Annotated in this window: 12 protein-coding genes and 1 pseudogene; 9 read left to right on the top strand and 4 right to left on the bottom strand. The window is 64.4% G+C overall.

Going from position 1 to position 16,071, the window contains the following annotated elements; genetic code table 11:
• Positions 1–73: 73 nt before the first annotated feature.
• The 3 genes from GR328_RS02410 to GR328_RS02400 all read left to right on the top strand — a co-directional run bounded on the left by GR328_RS02410 (position 74) and on the right by GR328_RS02400 (position 4,606).
• Positions 74–547, top strand: a complete 474-nt coding sequence (locus GR328_RS02410; protein ID WP_160882910.1) for a DUF992 domain-containing protein — start codon at positions 74–76, stop codon at positions 545–547.
• A gap of 151 nt (positions 548–698) precedes the next feature.
• Complete coding sequence (locus GR328_RS02405; protein WP_160882909.1) at positions 699–2,738, top strand: elongation factor G; 2,040 nt, start codon at positions 699–701, stop codon at positions 2,736–2,738.
• 143 nt (positions 2,739–2,881) lie between these two features.
• A complete protein-coding gene (locus GR328_RS02400) occupies positions 2,882–4,606 on the top strand; it encodes an AMP-binding protein (protein WP_160882908.1) in 1,725 nt (574 codons plus the stop codon).
• 284 nt (positions 4,607–4,890) lie between these two features.
• On the opposite strand, the gene GR328_RS02395 is transcribed toward GR328_RS02400, so the two are convergent.
• Positions 4,891–5,781, bottom strand: a complete 891-nt coding sequence (locus GR328_RS02395; protein WP_160882907.1) for a LysR substrate-binding domain-containing protein — start codon at positions 5,779–5,781, stop codon at positions 4,891–4,893.
• Positions 5,782–5,910: 129 nt separating this feature from the next.
• Positions 5,911–6,024 (bottom strand): annotated as a pseudogene (locus GR328_RS02390) (thioredoxin-disulfide reductase); the annotation flags it as partial.
• A 1,085-nt stretch (positions 6,025–7,109) separates the two neighbouring features.
• On the opposite strand from GR328_RS02390, the gene map reads away from it, so the two are divergent.
• Positions 7,110–7,859, top strand: coding sequence for a type I methionyl aminopeptidase (gene map / locus GR328_RS02385; RefSeq protein ID WP_160882905.1), 750 nt, complete (start codon positions 7,110–7,112; stop codon positions 7,857–7,859).
• 261 nt (positions 7,860–8,120) lie between these two features.
• Here map and GR328_RS02380 read toward each other — a convergent pair whose 3' ends face one another.
• On the bottom strand, positions 8,121–9,038 hold the full coding sequence (locus tag GR328_RS02380; RefSeq protein WP_205789670.1) for a LysR substrate-binding domain-containing protein: 918 nt from the start codon (positions 9,036–9,038) through the stop codon (positions 8,121–8,123).
• Positions 9,039–9,167: 129 nt separating this feature from the next.
• On the opposite strand from GR328_RS02380, the gene GR328_RS02375 reads away from it, so the two are divergent.
• Together GR328_RS02375 and GR328_RS02370 are read left to right on the top strand one after the other, a co-directional pair.
• A complete protein-coding gene (locus tag GR328_RS02375) occupies positions 9,168–9,872 on the top strand; it encodes an SDR family oxidoreductase (RefSeq protein ID WP_160882904.1) in 705 nt (234 codons plus the stop codon).
• Between the two features lie 70 nt (positions 9,873–9,942).
• Complete coding sequence (locus GR328_RS02370; protein WP_160882903.1) at positions 9,943–10,512, top strand: pyridoxamine 5'-phosphate oxidase family protein; 570 nt, start codon at positions 9,943–9,945, stop codon at positions 10,510–10,512.
• A 595-nt stretch (positions 10,513–11,107) separates the two neighbouring features.
• Here GR328_RS02370 and GR328_RS02365 read toward each other — a convergent pair.
• Positions 11,108–11,905: an AraC family transcriptional regulator gene (locus GR328_RS02365; RefSeq protein ID WP_160882902.1), complete on the bottom strand. Its 798-nt coding sequence runs from the start codon at positions 11,903–11,905 to the stop codon at positions 11,108–11,110.
• 145 nt (positions 11,906–12,050) lie between these two features.
• Between GR328_RS02365 and GR328_RS02360 the strand changes: the two genes are divergently transcribed.
• From GR328_RS02360 to GR328_RS02350, 3 genes are all read left to right on the top strand, one after another.
• A complete protein-coding gene (locus GR328_RS02360; protein WP_160882901.1) occupies positions 12,051–13,370 on the top strand; it encodes a tetratricopeptide repeat protein in 1,320 nt (439 codons plus the stop codon).
• Between the two features lie 8 nt (positions 13,371–13,378).
• The gene (locus tag GR328_RS02355) at positions 13,379–14,602 is read left to right on the top strand and encodes an MFS transporter (RefSeq protein ID WP_160882900.1); all 1,224 of its coding nucleotides are present in this window, start codon (positions 13,379–13,381) and stop codon (positions 14,600–14,602) included.
• 103 nt (positions 14,603–14,705) lie between these two features.
• Complete coding sequence (locus tag GR328_RS02350) at positions 14,706–15,950, top strand: MalY/PatB family protein (RefSeq protein WP_343039258.1); 1,245 nt, start codon at positions 14,706–14,708, stop codon at positions 15,948–15,950.
• Positions 15,951–16,071: the final 121 nt, after the last annotated feature.

Here is a 16,071-nt window from a genome sequence, read left to right as displayed (position 1 = left end):
GCGGCGGTTCATGGAACGGGAGTATCGGCAGAGCTGTTGATCGCCAAACGATCCCCAAGCTCAGGAGATCACCATGCTCCGCGCGGCACTCCCCGCCGCAGCCCTTGCCGTCGCCTCATGGATGAGCGCCCCCGTTGCGCAGGCGCAAAGCCGGACCCAGATCGGCGTCCTGACCTGCAATCTCTCGGGCGGCCTGGGCCTCATCTTGACGTCCGAGAAGGGCATGGCCTGCACCTTCGATTCCCAGAAAGGCTATAGCGAGCACTACTTGGGCATCATCCGCCGATTCGGCCTGGATGTCGGCGCGACAGGCGGAGGGGTTCTGACCTGGGCCGTCTTCGCCTCGGGGCCTGCGGTTCCCGGCGTGCTGGCCGGCAACTACGTCGGCGCCACTGCCGAAGCGACGGTTGGAGCGGGACTCGGCGCCAATGTTCTGGTGGGCGGATCGCGCCGGTCCATCTCCCTCCAGCCTCTTTCGGTGAACGGCCAAATAGGCCTCAATCTGGCTCTGGGGGTCGGCAGTTTCGAATTGAGCGCCGCCCCATAGGCCTCGATCGGGCGCGCCGGAGGAGAGCTCAGGCGAAAGCTCGGCCGCCCTCTTTGCGCAAATGACCCCTTGCCAACTCCTCCCGACAGGCAGAGCATTCCCTTGACGCGACCGCCAAGAGCGCGCTGACGGGGGCAGGGAGGAGACTACCATGGCACCCAACGGCAGAGGACCCAGGGGCCCGCGATGCATCGCCATCGTTGGCCCATTCCAGAGCGGCAAGACCACGCTCTTCGAAGCCATCCTGGAGCGCACCGGTACCATCTCGCGCGCGGGCCGCGTGACCAACGGCGACAGCGTCGGCGACTCGAGCGCCGAGGCGCGCGCTCACGGCATGAGCATCGAGCCCAACGTGGCCACCGTCGAATTCCTCGGCGAGACGATGACTTTCGTCGACTGTCCCGGCTCCACCGAATTCCTGCACGAGATGCGCAACATCACTCCCGTCTGCGACGCGGCGATCGTGGTGTGCGAGTCCGACGAGCGCAAGATTCCCGCGCTCGAGATCCTTCTGCGCGATCTGGAGGAGGCGGATATTCCGCGCTTCCTCTTCATCAACAAGATCGATACGGCGGCGAAGAGGGTCCGCGAGACCTTGAGCCTTCTCCAGCAGGCATCGCGCACGCCGCTGCTGCTGCGCCAGATTCCGCTCTGGAAGGACGGCATTGCGGTCGGCTTCATCGATCTCGCCCTGGAGCGCGCCTTCATCTATCGCGAGCATGCGCCCAGCGAAGTAGTCGAGATGCCTGATGGCGAAGGTCTGCGCGAGCGCGAGGCGCGCTTTGCCATGCTCGAGCGACTGGCCGATTACGACGACGAATTGATGGAGGATCTGATCTCCGAGATCGAGCCCCCGCGGGACCGGATCTTCGACGACCTCTCCAAGGAGCTTCGCGAGCGCCACGTGGTTCCCGCCCTCATCGGCTCCGCCGAGCGCGGCAATGGCGTGACGCGGCTTTTGAAGGCGTTGCGCCACGAGGCGCCGACACTGACCGAAACCCGTGCCCGCCTCGGAATTCCGGAGGAGGGCGCACCACTCGCCCATGTGATGAAGACCATGCATTTGGGCCAGGGCGGCAAGCTTTCCGTGGCTCGCGTGATGCGCGGCACGTTTCACGAAGGCGACATGGTGCTTGGGTCTCGCGGTGCGGAAAGCCGCGTCGCCAGCCTGCTCACGATGGTCGGCAGCAACACCACGCGGCGGGGCGAAGCGGGTGCGGGCGATGCGGTCGGCTTCGGCCGTCTCGAGGGCATTGCGACCGGTGACAGCTTCGCGTCCGGCAAGTCGCGCCCCGATACCATCGTCTCGCCGGCGCCTCCTGAGCCCGTCTATGCGGTGGCCCTCAAGGTGCGAGACCGCAAGGACGATGTGCGCCTTTCGAGCGCGCTCGCCAAGATCACGGAGGAGGATCCGTCCCTGGTGGTCCAGAGCCGACCCGAGATGGGCGAGATCCGACTGCTCGGACAGGGCGAGATGCACCTGCGCGTGGCGGTGGAGAAGCTCGCCTCGCGCTTCCAGGTCGGCGTCGACATCGCCAAGCCACGAGTCGCCTATTGCGAAACGATCCGTCTGCCCGCATCGGCGCGGGGCCGTCATCGCAAGCAGACCGGCGGCCATGGCCAGTACGGCGACGTGATGATCGAGATCAAGCCGCTGCCCCGCGGGGAGGGGTTCGCCTTCGAGGACCGCATCACCGGCGGCGTCGTTCCTCGCCAGTACATTCCTTCCGTGGAGACCGGCGTGCGCGATGCCCTGAAAAGCGGACCGCTGGGCTTTCCGGTGGTCGATCTCGCCGTGAGCCTCACGGATGGTTCCTATCATACGGTGGACTCGTCCGACGCCGCCTTTCAGGCGGCGGCGAGGCTCGCCTTGGCCGAGGCGTTGCCGAAGGCGAAGCCTGTGCTGCTGGAGCCGATCCTTTCCGTGGAGATCACGATCCCAACGGAGGCCCTGTCGAAGGCCACGAGCCTCGTCACCGCCCGCCGCGGCCAGATCCTCGGCTATGACGGGCGCCCAGGATGGGCGGGCTGGGATGTGCTGAGCGCGACCATTCCGGAAGCGGAGATCGGCGACCTGATCGTCGAGCTGCGCTCGGTCACGGCAGGCGTCGGCACCTTCTCGACCCGGTTCGATCATATGGCAGAGCTCAGCGGCAAGCCGGCCGAGATGGTCCTGCAGAAGGCCCATTGAGAAACCTCAGACATGAACGATCCCCGGAGATCGTTCATGTCTAAACTAATCCATCGACAAATCCGTTCTTCCGCGCCAAGTTAAGCTTTAAGGGAGATGCTATCTTCTCTGAAGCAAACTCGCCCTAGCGCGGGAGGAAAAGAATGAACGCCACACCCCAACCGGCCGCATCCATGGGTACGGCAGTTTCCCCCTCGGACAGGCCCTGGTTCAAATCCTATCCAGCGCAAGTGCCACAGGCGATCGACGACGCCAGCATCGGCACCCTCAACGACATCTTCACCAGGGCGACAGTCGATTTTCCGGACCGGGCTGCTGCCGAGAGCTTCGGCAAGCGCATCACCTATGCGGAACTCGGCCACAGCGGAGATGCGGTGGCCTCCTGGCTGCAACAGCAGGGCCTGAGGAAAGGGGATCGGGTCGCGATCATGCTGCCGAACGTGATGGCCTATCCGGTCATCCTCTACGGTGTGCTGATGGCCGGCGGCACGGTGGTGAACGTCAACCCGCTCTACACTCCCCGCGAGCTGACCTATCAGCTGGAGGATTCCGAGGCGCGCTTCCTCTTCGTCCTGGAGAACTTCGGTGCGACGGTGGAGGAGGCGCTGCCCGATCTCAGGCTCGACCGCGTGGTTGTGGTAAAGCCCGGCGATCTGCTGGGTGCGAAGGGCGCTATCGTCAACCTCGTCTCGCGCTATGTGAAGAAGGCCGTCAAGCCGTTCAGCCTGCCGAAATCACTGCCCTTCAAGGCGGTCCTGAGCGAAGGCGCGCGAAAGAGGCCGGAGAGGGTGCCTGTCACGCGGGACGACGCCGCCTTCCTTCAATACACGGGCGGTACGACGGGTATTTCGAAAGGTGCGGTTCTGCTCCACCGCAATGTCGCGGCCAATGTTCTGCAATGCGAGGCGTGGATGCGCCCGTTCTTCGGTGAGCGCCAGGACCATGTGATGGTCACTGCGCTGCCGCTCTATCACATCTTCGGCCTCACGGTGTGCTCGCTCTTCATGACGAAGATCGGCGGCTGCCAGCTTCTCATCGCCAATCCCCGCGACATCGCCGGATTCGTGAAGACGCTCCAGAGGAGCCGGTTCACCCTCATGTCCGGAGTGAACACGCTCTACAACGCGCTCGCCCATGCACCGGGCATCCGGGAGGTCGACTTTTCGCAGCTGGTCTTCGCCGTCGCTGGCGGCATGGCGACTCAGGAGACGGTTGCGAAGAAGTGGAGGGAAATCTCGGGACAGCCGATCGTCGAGGGCTATGGGCTGTCGGAGACCTCGCCCGTGGTCTGCGCCAACCGCCTCGACATCGAGGAGTTCACCGGCACCATCGGCTATCCGCTGCCGTCCACCGACGTGACGGTGCGTGCGAGCGACGGAACCATCCTTCCTCCGGGCGAGCGCGGCGAGTTGTGCGTCAAGGGGCCGCAGGTCATGGCCGGCTATTGGAAGCGGCCGGATGAAACCGCGCGGGCGACGACGCAGGACGGCTATTTCCGCACTGGCGATATCGCGACGCTCCTCCCCGACGGACAGGTGAAGATCGTCGACCGGATGAAGGACATGATCCTGGTTTCGGGTTTTAACGTCTATCCGAACGAGGTCGAGGAGGTGCTCGTGAAGCATCCCGGCGTCATGGAGGCCGCGGTTATCGGTTTGCCGGACGAGCAGGCGGGCGAGGTGGTCGTCGCCTATGTGGTACGCAAGGACCCGAACCTCGACCCTGACGAACTGCGCCATTTCTGCCGCGAGAATCTCACCGGCTACAAGGTGCCGCGGCGGATCGAGTTCCGGGAGACATTGCCGAAGACCAATGTGGGGAAGGTTCTGCGCCGCGTCTTGAAGGACGAGGTCGCGACTCATCATTAGGCTCGGCCGAACCAACAAAAAAAAGCCGGGCCAAAGGCCCGGCATAAAGTGAGGTTCGACAAAGAAGTCAAAACCTTCCAGAGGGAACGGCCGACACGGCAACGCCGGGAGGAAGAAAAGCGGTGCCGCGTTGAAATCAGCCACCGCTCATATCGGCTGCATTCGACTTATTTGCAATGCAACATGCCTCATAAAAGGGCTGCGCCCGTTGCATGGCTTAGACGAAAGGCTGACGTAAAAGTGCCACGCTTTTCGTAGCAAGCGGGGATTCGAAAGTCTGGAACCTAATAGGTCCAGCGCTGCGCCTTGGAAATCAGGAAATCGCGGAAGGCCTGAACGCGGGCGACCGAACGCATTTCTTCCGCATAGACCAGATAGCTGTCGAGGGACGGCATCTCGACGTCTCGCAGAACCTGAACCAGGCTTGAGTTGCTCTCCACCGCATAATCGGGCAGCACGGCAATTCCTGCCCCGGTTTCTACGGCAAGCTTCAGGGCAGTGATGTTGTTGACTTCATAGTGATACTGGCGCGGCTCTCGGCCCTCGCGTCCGGCCGTCGCGAGCCAGTGAACCGCCAGCAGATAGGACGGCTGATCGCCGCCGAAGGAGACGATGCGGTGTTCGTCGAGGTCCTCCAAGGTCTTCGGCTCTCCGAAGCGCTTGATGTAGTCGGCCGAAGCGTAGACGTGAAAATGGATCGTGAAGAGGCGCCGCTGGATGAGGTCAGGCTGGGCTGGGCGCCGCAGGCGAATGGCAACGTCCGCCTCGCGCATCGCAAGATCCAGCTCCTCGTTGGAGAGGATCAGCTCCACCCGGACGTCCGGGTAGAGGTCCAGAAATTCCGCGATCCGCTGAGCGAGCCAGATGGAGCCGAGGCCTACGGTGGTGGTCACCTTGAGCTCTCCGGAGGGGCGTTCGCTCGTCTCGACAAGGCGCGCCTTGGTCGTCTCCAGGCGCATTCGCATGTCTCGGGCGGCACGGAAGAGCAGGTCGCCTTGCTCGGTGAGGATCAGACCTCTCGCATGGCGGTGGAAGAGGGGCGCCTTCAGCTCACGTTCGAGGGCGCTGATCTGGCGGCTGACGGCGGATTGGCTCAGGCCCAGGTCATCACCGGCACGAGTGAAGCTGCCCGCTTCGGCGACGGTATAAAAAATCCGGATTTTATCCCAATCCACGGCGTTCCCCTGAATGCCCTGCATTCCTCTGGCGCAGGGCTCCCTATCTCTTCCGAGCTGGAGGCAGGATGCAATAGGAATCCTGCCCAAGGGTCAACCAATTGTGAATAAAACCTATTCTGCGGCTTCCTAGGTCGCTTCAAGGGCTGTTAGGTAGCGTTCGGCGCCCAGGGCAGCCATGCAACCCATGCCTGCCGATGTCACCGCCAGCCGGTCAACGTCGTCCGTGACGTCGCCAGCCGCTTCTCCGAACCAAGGCGCGGTGCGCATGCAATCTCCTCTAGCGGGTCCGGGCTACATGTCACAAGTGTAGAGGCTAAAAAGGCTTTTTGGCCCGCAAATCACCTCACGGCCCCGGAAGCACCGCTGCGCAATTCATCAGGTACCATCTCGAGGCGAGCCGAGGCAGTCGGTGTCGCTCGAACAAGAGCAAGGGCTTGAGGTTCGTGGCGGGAAATGTGCTTGGGAGCTGAAGGACACCTCGCTGCCGGCATCCTGAGGCCCCAGGCCCTCAAGCCTTCCCCCACGCGCCCTGGCCGCCCGAGACTGTGTCCGCGACCAATATAGCGTCAGGATCCACAGATCAGCGGGCGAGGGCCGACATGCCACTTCCGTCTTTGATGGGCTTGCCGGGCAATATTGTCGCTGCCTGTTGGCCAGTCCGTTCCAAGCGCCGGAGCGGACAAGCCTCTGTCGCTGCTCCGCCTCTGCTCCGCCTCTGCGGCGGCGTGAGGCTGTCGAGCAGGTCTGGAGGCACGGAGAGCCGGGATCCTCGGTATTTCCTGCGGCGTTGCCTTTCCTGCCGACGGGTTCCTGGGTATGGCCTGAAGCTTGCGTCACGAGGCATGCGCAAGCCTTCGCGGCATTCCTCCGTCTGCGGAAAGAAAACGACACCTTTGCGCTCCAAGGCATTTTGGACCGCCGCGCGCGCTTCAACGTTTGCCTTGGCGCCCGGCTTCGATGCGGGTGACGGTTGCTCGCGGCTGGAGCATGCGAGTTGGGGCTCACCCATTCCATATCCAGGTTGTCCCGGTCGTGCGTGCGCCAGCGCTGGCAAGGCCCGCGGAATTCCGTTCGCGATGGCCTCGGCCGCGGCAGATGGCGGTGAGCCGTCGGCTGCACAAATTCTCCATGTCCGAAGAAGGCCAGGGTGCTTTCCCGTTCTGGGTTACACTTCGACCCAGAGCTGAACCTGGCCGTTCAAGGATCATACGCCGAAACGGCACCCATCCGATTCCGTAAGGGCAATTCTGCGGATTTTGGCGCGCTCTCTCGGTTTGTAAGTCAGGTTCGCTAGCGCTATGTCCTGGCTTTCGGAAGAAACTAAGATGACAATCTCGAATGAAGACGACCTCACCCGCCTGAAGGAAATCGGGCGTATTGTCGCCCATACACTTGAGGCGATGGGCAAGGCCCTTGAGCCGGGCATGACCACCTCTGAACTCGACCAGATCGGGCGAAAGCTCCTGGAGGCTGCCGGCGCGCGCCCGGCTCCGGAGTTGGCCTACGGCTTTCCTGGGGCGACCTGCATCAGCGTGAACGAGGAGATCGCGCATGGCATCCCGGGGACCCGACGGATTGAGCGCGGCGACCTGGTCAACATCGACGTTTCAGCCGAGAAGAACGGCTTCTTTGCCGACACGGGAGCCTCGTTCGCCGTTCCACCCGTAACCCGCTCGATTGAACGTCTTTGCAGGGATGGCCGACGGGCCATGTGGGCGGGCCTGCGGCAGGTTGGAGCCGGCAAACCGGTTGCTGGCATCGGTCAAGCCATCGGGACCTTTGCGCGGAAAAATGGCTATAGTCTCGTCAGGAACTTGGCCAGCCATGGTGTCGGCTTGTCGCTCCATGAGGAGCCGACGGAGATCGCAACATGGCCCGACTCTTCCGAACGCCGCCTCATGAGCGACGGCTTGGTCTTCACCGTCGAGCCATTCCTGTCCCTTGGCGCGGAGTGGGCAGAGGATGGTGATGATCCATGGACGCTCTACAGCAGCCCCAAAGCTCCGACTGTTCAGTACGAACATACAATTGTCGCAACCCGAAACGGACCTTTGATCGTGACGATGGCCGGTTGAGGCCTACTCGGCCAGAGCCCGAGGCTTCCCTGTTCCGTAAACTGCCTTGCTCGAATTTTCGCCGTGAGCCGTTGATGGATATAGAACGCGACAGTCTCCACGCGCGGAAGGTCTCGAAACGGCAATGAGCTGAGATAGACCAAGAGTCTGCCGAAGAGAGGAGCGCCGGACGCTCGCGAGGGGCAGGGGATCGGCCGAGAGTGACCCGTTCCGGAGCTTCAGCCAGCGCGGGCTCGACGATTGTCACGGGTCAGCATTGCGCTACCGGGTGGGAGCCGTTGCACAAGTACCTTGTCCAGCCGCGAACGCGAGCCATGCCCTGACTGCTGCCACGGATCCGGCATGACGCGGCTTGCGGGGAGAAACGATGTAGAAATCCGATCCGACCCGCAGTTCCGTGGCGAACAGGCGGACGAGGCGTTCGGCGGCGAGATCGTCCTCGACGAAGAACTGACTGGTGAGCGCCAATCCCTGACCGGCGATCGCCGCCTCTATGGCCAGCGATGTCTGGTTGAAGCGGATGTTCTTGGTGGGGGCTGAGATGCCTTGCGGGAACGCCCGGTCGAGGAACTGCGGCCAGAAGTCATGGGCATCATGGAGGAGTGGGTATCGCGCGAGGTTCATGCCTTCTTCCGGCCGTCCCAGCTTCTCGATCAGGAGCGGGCTCCCGACGGCTACCACGACCTGCTCGAAGAGGAGATCCGCGTTCAGCCCCGGCCCGAAGGGTGGCCGCCCGTAGCGGACCGCCAGGTCGACCGCGTCGGTCTGGAAATTGGAGATCCGGTCGCTGGCCAGGATCCTGAGATCGATGTCGGGATGGGTTGCGGTGAAGTCCGGAAGGCGCGGGATCAGCCATTTCGAGGCAAAGGTCGGCGTGACGCTGATCGTCAGGTGCTGTGGCTCCGGTCTGAGCATCTCGGTGGCGTCAGAGATCAGCTCGAAGGCGCGGCGGATGTTGGCGACATAGCCTCGGCCAGCCTCCGTGAGGGCCAGGGTCCGGGGGTGCCGCTCGAACAGCTTCAACCCGAGTTCCGCCTCCAGGCCGCGTATCTGCTGGGCGACCGCACCCTGGGTGACGCCGAGCTCCTCGGCGGCGAGCCGGAAGTTCAGGTGCCGCGTGACGACCTCGAAGACACGAAGGCCATTCAGGGAAGGGAGGTGCCGGATACTATCTGCCATGCAATAGATTTTCTACTGGGAGATGAGCGCAAAACTGGTTCGTGCGGCCAGCCTATCCCTGATATCACAATTGGAAGATACGAGACAGGCGGCATGGTCAGCCGCCACGCCAACGAGATGGAGACGAGGATGTCAGTAGAAAAAGTGGCGCTGATCACCGCAGGCGGCAGTGGCATGGGCGCCGCCACGGCCCGCAAATTGGCAGCCGACGGGTTCAAGGTCGCTGTCCTGTCCTCCTCCGGCAAGGGCGAGGCCCTGGCGCAGGAGCTTGGCGGAATCGGGGTCACCGGATCGAACCAATCCAACGACGACCTGAAGCGTCTCGTGGATCTGGCCATGGAACGCTGGGGCCGGGTCGACGTGCTGGTCAACAGCGCCGGCCATGGTCCTCGCGCTCCCATTCTCGAGATCACGGACGAGCAGTGGCATCAGGGCATCGACGTCTATTTCCTGAACGTGGTGCGCCCGACCCGTCTGGTGACGCCGATCATGGTGCAGCAGAAGGCTGGTTCTATCGTCAACATCTCGACGGCCTGGGCCTTCGAGCCGAGTGCCATGTTTCCGACCTCCGCCGTCGCCCGGGCTGGCTTGGCGTCCTTCACGAAGATCTTCGCCGACCAGTATGCGGCGGACAATGTGCGGATGAACAACGTGCTGCCCGGCTGGATCGACAGCCTGCCGGCCACCGAAGAGCGCCGCGACAGCGTGCCGATGAAGCGCTACGGCACAAGCGAGGAGGTCGCCGCGACCATCGCATTCCTGGCCTCGCAGGGCGCGGCCTACATCACCGGCCAGAACATTCGTATCGACGGGGGCGTGACGCGGGCGGTATGACCCCGATGAGGAAGCAAGATCGGTTTCACCTGCACGTGACTGGCAGGCGCGTTCTGCAAGAGGGAATCCTATGATCGCGAGCGTCCATCAGGAACTTTGGCAGAACCTCGGGGCCGCGACGCGGTCGCGGTCTCCCTTCACGACGATGCAGTTGGCCACCATCGGTACGGATGGCGCGCCAAAGGTCCGCACCGTCGTCCTCCGACAGGTGGATGAGGCGCGGTCCACCGTGTCCTTCGTGACCGATCTCCGGTCCCCGAAGGTTGCCGAGATCCGGCGAGACCCGCGGGTTTCGCTCGTGGGCTACGATCCGCAAGGAGGCATCCAGATCAGGCTGGAGGGCCGGGCGGTCATTCTCGCCCAGCCAGAGGACAAGAAGCCGATCTGGGACAGGTGCCGGTCTCACACGCTCGCGCTGTTCCAGACCCCGGATGCGCCCGGGACTGAAATCGCTTCACCGCGCGGGGCGGGCGGCACACTGGAACACCGCGAGGGGAACGAGCAGGCCTTCCGCAATTTCTGCGTGGTTGAGGTCGAACTCCAGCGTTTGGAGTGGCTCGACCTTTCGCCGGAAGGACATCAGCGCTGCTTCTTCCGGCGGACGGCCGGGTCATGGGTCGGCACCTGGATAGCACCGTAGCACCTGCTTCCTAAGCCTGGACCGCGCGGACGTTCCATTTGGAAACTTCTGCGTATGAGAGAAGCAGTCCTCCCGTGGGGGGACAGCCATCTCCAGCGGGGTGATCCGATGCGAACTCGTCGAATGGCGCTTACACCCGAGCATGTGGTGCTGGTTCATCAAGTTCTGGAGGATCCCGGTCTGGACCCAAATTGGGCCTGCCACACCAACGAGGACTACGATGCGCGTGCAAGATCTCGTCGCCTCGCATCCCGGCGGGCCCGGCACGTAGCTGTTTGCCTACGGCTCCCTGATCTGGAAGGGCAACTGCAAAAGCCGGTCCGGCGCGAGATCACCGTGAGGCCGCCCAACAACGTCCACGCTGGATCACCGTGGAGACGGATCATGGATCACGGCGCGCCATTGCCTTCATGATGAACCGGCATTCCCGGTTCTACATCGGCAAGTTGCCGCCCTGACAGGTGGCGGATATCCTGGCGAAGGCCTGCGGCCATTGGGGCTCCCAGGATGCTAGGCCTCGCTCGGTACGCTGGCGCTAGTCATAGATCCAAGAAGCAGTGCCCGAGAGTTTTTCAACACAATCGACCCAAAGCGGTCATTCAAGCCGATCCGCCCCGCGTCCGCGCATGTAAGCCTGAGGGCTGCGCCCCATCTCCGTTCGGAACGCATATACGAAAGCGGACGTCGAGCCATATCCAAGCTCCAGGGCCGTGCGGGTCACGTCCAGGCCGCCGCCCATGAGTTCGATCGCCTTGAACAGCCGCAGGCGCCGCCGCCAGGAGCGCAGGCTCATGCCCACCTCCGCCTCGAAGCGGCGACCCAGCGTCCGTTCCGACATCCCGAGCTCCCGGCTCCAGGCCTCCGGTCCCCGCGGGTCGGAGGGGTCGGCGTAGAGCGCCTCGCATAGCGCCGTCAGGGATGATCCTCCCCGGGGCCACGGGAGTGCGCCTGGGAGGGGCTGCGCCCGACGGAGTTGATCCAGGATCAAGTCGGTCACGCGGCCGGCATAGCCGTCGCTATCCTCCTCGGCCTCGATAGCGGTCACCTCGACGATGAGAGCCCTGAGCAGCGGCGTCACGCTGAACACGGTCGCAATTTTCGGGAGGTCACGGCCAGCTTCGTCGGCGATCCAGAGGCTGCGAAACTCCGCTCCCACCAGGGATCCGACCCGGTGCCGCAGACCTGTCGGCAGCCAGACGGCCTGCTCCGGCGAGATCACGAAGGAGCGCCCCTCCACCGCCACCGTCAGCACCCCCGAGATCGCGTACACCATCTGGTTCCAACGGTGGGCATGCTCCGGAAAGAAGTGGCGTGCCGGGATCAACTGGGCTCGCACGGTGATCGGCTGGGGCGGTACCGTCCCAGGTGGCGCCTCGATCGTCCCCCATGTCATGCCCGATCTCCCGTTTGCCCGACCTCCAGTTTGGCGGATAATCTACACAAATTGGCGAGCTATCAAAATACTGACAGGAGAAGATCGCGTATAGGTTTCGGAGATATGCGCCGATGCGCCCGATCCCAATCATGAGGAATCTGCCATGACCCGCCTCGACAGCCGTGGCTTGCCCCTCTCGACCACGTCCGACCACGCGGCCGAACGCTACCGGGAAGGTCTCGATCTGCTCCTTTCGGCTTGGCCCGGAGCCGCGGAGGTCCTGGACGAGGCCATCGTGGCCGACCCGGATTTTGCTCTCGCCCATGCGGCCCGCGCCCGCCTGCACGCCATCCGCACCGAGCTGGCGAAGGCCAAGGCGCGGATCGCGGCCGCGGAAGAGATCGTCGCCCGGCGTGGGACCGAACGGGAGCGCAGCCATGTGGCGATCCTGTCGCTGGCCATCAACGGCCTCTCGGCCAAGGCACTCGCGCGGGCGCTCGCGCACCTCGACACCTGGCCGCGGGATGTGCTGATCCTGTCGCTGCCGCTCGGCGCCTTCGGGCTCTTCGCCTTCTCCGGCACGGCGGACCACGATCAGGCGCGTGTGGATCTCTGCGAGCGCCACGCCCGGCACTTCGATGACGACGATTGGTGGTTCCTCACCTACCGGGGCTGGTCGCATGCCGAGAACGGCAATGTGGCGCATGGGCGGGCCCTCACGCAGCGCGGCTACGATCTGCGCAGAAACAACGCCAATGCGGCTCACGCGCTCTCGCACGCCATGTACGAGGGCGGTGCGCACGACGAGGCGGAGCGGCTGATCGCGGACTGGCTGCCGGGCTACGATCGCAGCGGCATTCTCCACGGCCACATCGCCTGGCACTCGGCGCTGGGCGCCCTGGAGCGGGGCGATCCGGAGCAGGCGCTCGCCATCTACGCGGATTACATCCAACCCTCGGTAACGGCCGGCATGCCGGTCAACGTAGTCAGCGACACCGCCTCCCTGCTGTGGCGGCTGAAGGCTTACGGCTACCCGGTGCCGGCAGGGCTGTGGCAGGACGCGGCGGCTTATTCCGGAAACTATTTCCAGAAGGCGGGCTTTGCCTTCGCCGATGTCCACATGGCCCTTATCGCGGCGGCAACCGGTGACAAGGCCGCGGTCGAAGAGCGCATCAGGGCCCAGATGGAGCTGATCGAGGCGGGAGGCCTGGCCGCAGGGCCCGTGGTGCCGGCGATCTGCCGCGCTGCGCTCGCCTTCGCGGACGAGGACTATGCGGTCTGCGCCCGCATTCTGGAACCGGTCGCAGCCGAGGTCGTGCGCATCGGCGGCAGCGGCGCCCAGCGCGAGATGATCGAGGACATGCTCCTCCTGGCCCTGATGCGCAGTGGCGAGGCCGTGAAGGCGTCCGAGCTTCTCGACCGCCGCCTGCACCGTCGCCCGTCGTCGCGCGACACGCGCTGGCACGGCCTGCTCGCAGCCTGAGGGCCATCATGTCGCAAGTGAACGCCAATGCGGCAACCGGAATCGTGCCCGCGGTCCGCTCCGGGGAGGCGGACGTTGGGAGGCTCGCGGTCGCGCAGGCCCTCGCCGGCGCCAACTCGGCGGTCGTGTACGCCACCGGCGCCATCGTCGGCAGCACGCTCGCTCCAAGCCCAGCGCTGGCGACGCTGCCGATCTCCATCTTCGTGGTCGGGATGGCGGCCTGCACCCTGCCGGCCGGGGCCATCGCCCGGCGCCATGGCCGCCGCGCGGCATTTCTGACGGGGACAGGATCTGGCGTGCTCGTCGGGCTGCTGGCTTCCCTTGCGGTCGTGCTGGGCTCGTTCTGGCTGTTCTGCTTAGGCATGTTCTTCGGCGGAGCCTACGCCGCAGTGGCTCTCTCGTTCCGCTTCGCCGCCGCCGACTGCGTTCCGGCAGCGCGTCGCCCGCGCGCCCTTTCCGCGGTGATGGCGGGCGGGGTGTTCGCCGGAGTCATTGGTCCCCAGCTCGTCACCTATACCATGGACCTGTGGCAGCCCTACCTGTTCGCAGCAACGTATCTGGCACAGGCCGCCATCTCGGCCGTCTCCGCGCTCATCCTGCTCGGGGTGCGGGTGCCGATGCCGACCGCGGCGGAGGTGGCCGGGGGGCGCCCGCTCGGGATCATCGTACGCCAGCCCCTCTTCATCACCGCCGTGATCTGCGGTGTGGTCTCCTACACGCTCATGAACTTCCTGATGACGGCCGCGCCTTTGGCGATGCGCCTGTGCGGCCTGTCGCAGGAATCATCGAATCTCGGCCTGCAATGGCACATCATCGCGATGTACGGGCCGGGTTTCTTCACTGGGCGACTGATCACGCGTTTCGGCGCGCCCCGCGTGGTGACCGCTGGATTGTCCCTGACCGCCGCATCCGCCGTCATCGGCCTGACGGGGGTAGATGTGGCGCATTTCTGGCTGACCCTGATCCTGCTGGGCGTGGGCTGGAATTTCGGCTTTATTGGCGCCTCGGCTCTCGTGCTGGAGTGCCACCGTCCCGAGGAGCGGACCCGGGTGCAGCCGCTGAACGATTTCCTGGTGTTCGGGACCATGGCGGTGGGCTCGTTCTCGTCCGGTGGGCTGCTGACGGCCTACGGCTGGGACACGGTCCTGTGGGTGTCGTTCGTCCCGCTCGCGGTGGCGGTCGCGGCCCTCATCGTGACGGCGTCATCCCGCGCCGGCCGGGTGGCGGGCTGACGATCCCCGGTGCGCCACCCGACCCGAGTGCGCTGGCGCCGAACCGGGTGACACTGCCCTTGCCATTCGCGCTGACCTCACCACCCGATCAAAGGACATGCAAGTGAACAGCCCTGTGACAATCCTCCATCGCCGCAGTCCCGAGCGGGCCGACAAGGATTTCGATTTCGATGAGATCATTGACCGGCGCTCCTCGAACTCGGTGAAGTGGGCATGCTCCGGCAAGCTGCTGACGCCCGAGGAGTGCGCTGCCGACCCGCTGCCGATGTGGGTCGCGGACATGGACTTCAAGGCTCCCCAGACCGTCCTCGATGCCCTCACGGATGCCGTCCGGCACGGCATCCTCGGCTATCCAGGCGGCGTACCGAAATCCTATGTCGATGCCGTCATCAACTGGCAGGCCAGGCGTTTCGGCTGGGACGTCTCGCCGGACTGGCTCCTGCAAACTCCGGGTGTCGTCACCGCATTGAAGACGATCATCCAGGCATTCTCTCAAGCAGGCGACACGATCCTCATCCAGCCGCCAGTCTATGCACACTTCCATGACGATCCGGTCCTGAACGGCCGGCGTCTGGCCTACGCCCCGCTCGTCCTCACGGAGGGCGGATACCGTTTCGACGAGAAGGTCTTCGAAGCCGCGATCCGCGACAACACGAAGATCTTCATCCTGTGCAGCCCTCACAATCCCACAGGCAATGTCTGGTCCGAGGAGGAACTCCGGGCGATGGGCGAGATCTGCGCGCGTCATGGCGTGCTGGTCGTTGCGGACGAGATCCACGAGGACTTCGTCCTGAACCCGCAAAAGCGGCATGTCCCTTTCGCGTCCCTTGGCGATGCGTTCGCGCAGAACAGCTTCACGTGCACGGCTCCGAGCAAGACCTTCAATCTTGCCGGCCTTCAGACGGCGAACGTCATCGTGCCCAACCCACGGCTGCGCGGGGAGCTTCGCCGCCAGCTCGAGAGGAACGGCTCCGGTCAGGTGAACGTGCTCGGGATGGTCGCCGCTGAGGCCGCTTACGCCCATGGGGAGCCCTGGCTCGAGGCCATGCTGGACTACGTCCGAGCCAACCGCGAACACTTCGCCCGCGCGATCAACGACGCCACGACGAGAATCAGGGTCCTTCCGTCGGACTCGCTTTACCTGTCGTGGATGGACTGCCGGGGGCTTGGCCTGACGGCCCCGGAGCTCCGGACGTTCATGCTCACCAGGGCCGGGGTGTGGCTCGACCATGGCTCCAAGTTTGGAGCCGACGGTGAGGGCTTCATGCGGGTCAATCTCGGCTGTCCCAGGGCTACGGTCGACGAGGCGATCACCCGCATAACGGGCGCCGTGGCCTCTTATCCTTGAAGGCTGAACGGAGTCGGCTGTCCTGGTCACTCCGCTTGTACTGAGGAAGGACGATCCACGATATCCTCGCACCTCGTTCTTCCCGGGACGGGGGAGCCGGACGCTAGTCTGAGGAAAGTCG

The sequence above is a fragment of the Microvirga makkahensis genome (assembly GCF_009830105.1).
Lineage (GTDB): Bacteria > Pseudomonadota > Alphaproteobacteria > Rhizobiales > Beijerinckiaceae > Microvirga > Microvirga makkahensis.
The sequence above is the reverse complement of the archived record's forward strand: the minus strand, read 5'-3'. Positions and strand labels throughout refer to the sequence as shown.

Excerpts from the sequence above, each read along its gene's own strand:
- GR328_RS02380 (WP_205789670.1), bottom strand. The coding sequence starts at position 9,038 with ATGGCAGATAGTATCCGGCACCTCCCTTCCCTGAATGGCCTTCGTGTC.
- GR328_RS02400 (WP_160882908.1), top strand. The coding sequence starts at position 2,882 with ATGAACGCCACACCCCAACCGGCCGCATCCATGGGTACGGCAGTTTCC.
- GR328_RS02355 (WP_160882900.1), top strand. The coding sequence starts at position 13,379 with ATGTCGCAAGTGAACGCCAATGCGGCAACCGGAATCGTGCCCGCGGTC.
- GR328_RS02405 (WP_160882909.1), top strand. The coding sequence starts at position 699 with ATGGCACCCAACGGCAGAGGACCCAGGGGCCCGCGATGCATCGCCATC.
- GR328_RS02365 (WP_160882902.1), bottom strand. The coding sequence starts at position 11,905 with ATGACATGGGGGACGATCGAGGCGCCACCTGGGACGGTACCGCCCCAG.
- GR328_RS02370 (WP_160882903.1), top strand. The coding sequence starts at position 9,943 with ATGATCGCGAGCGTCCATCAGGAACTTTGGCAGAACCTCGGGGCCGCG.
- map (WP_160882905.1), top strand. The coding sequence starts at position 7,110 with ATGACAATCTCGAATGAAGACGACCTCACCCGCCTGAAGGAAATCGGG.
- GR328_RS02410 (WP_160882910.1), top strand. The coding sequence starts at position 74 with ATGCTCCGCGCGGCACTCCCCGCCGCAGCCCTTGCCGTCGCCTCATGG.
- GR328_RS02360 (WP_160882901.1), top strand. The coding sequence starts at position 12,051 with ATGACCCGCCTCGACAGCCGTGGCTTGCCCCTCTCGACCACGTCCGAC.
- GR328_RS02375 (WP_160882904.1), top strand. The coding sequence starts at position 9,168 with ATGTCAGTAGAAAAAGTGGCGCTGATCACCGCAGGCGGCAGTGGCATG.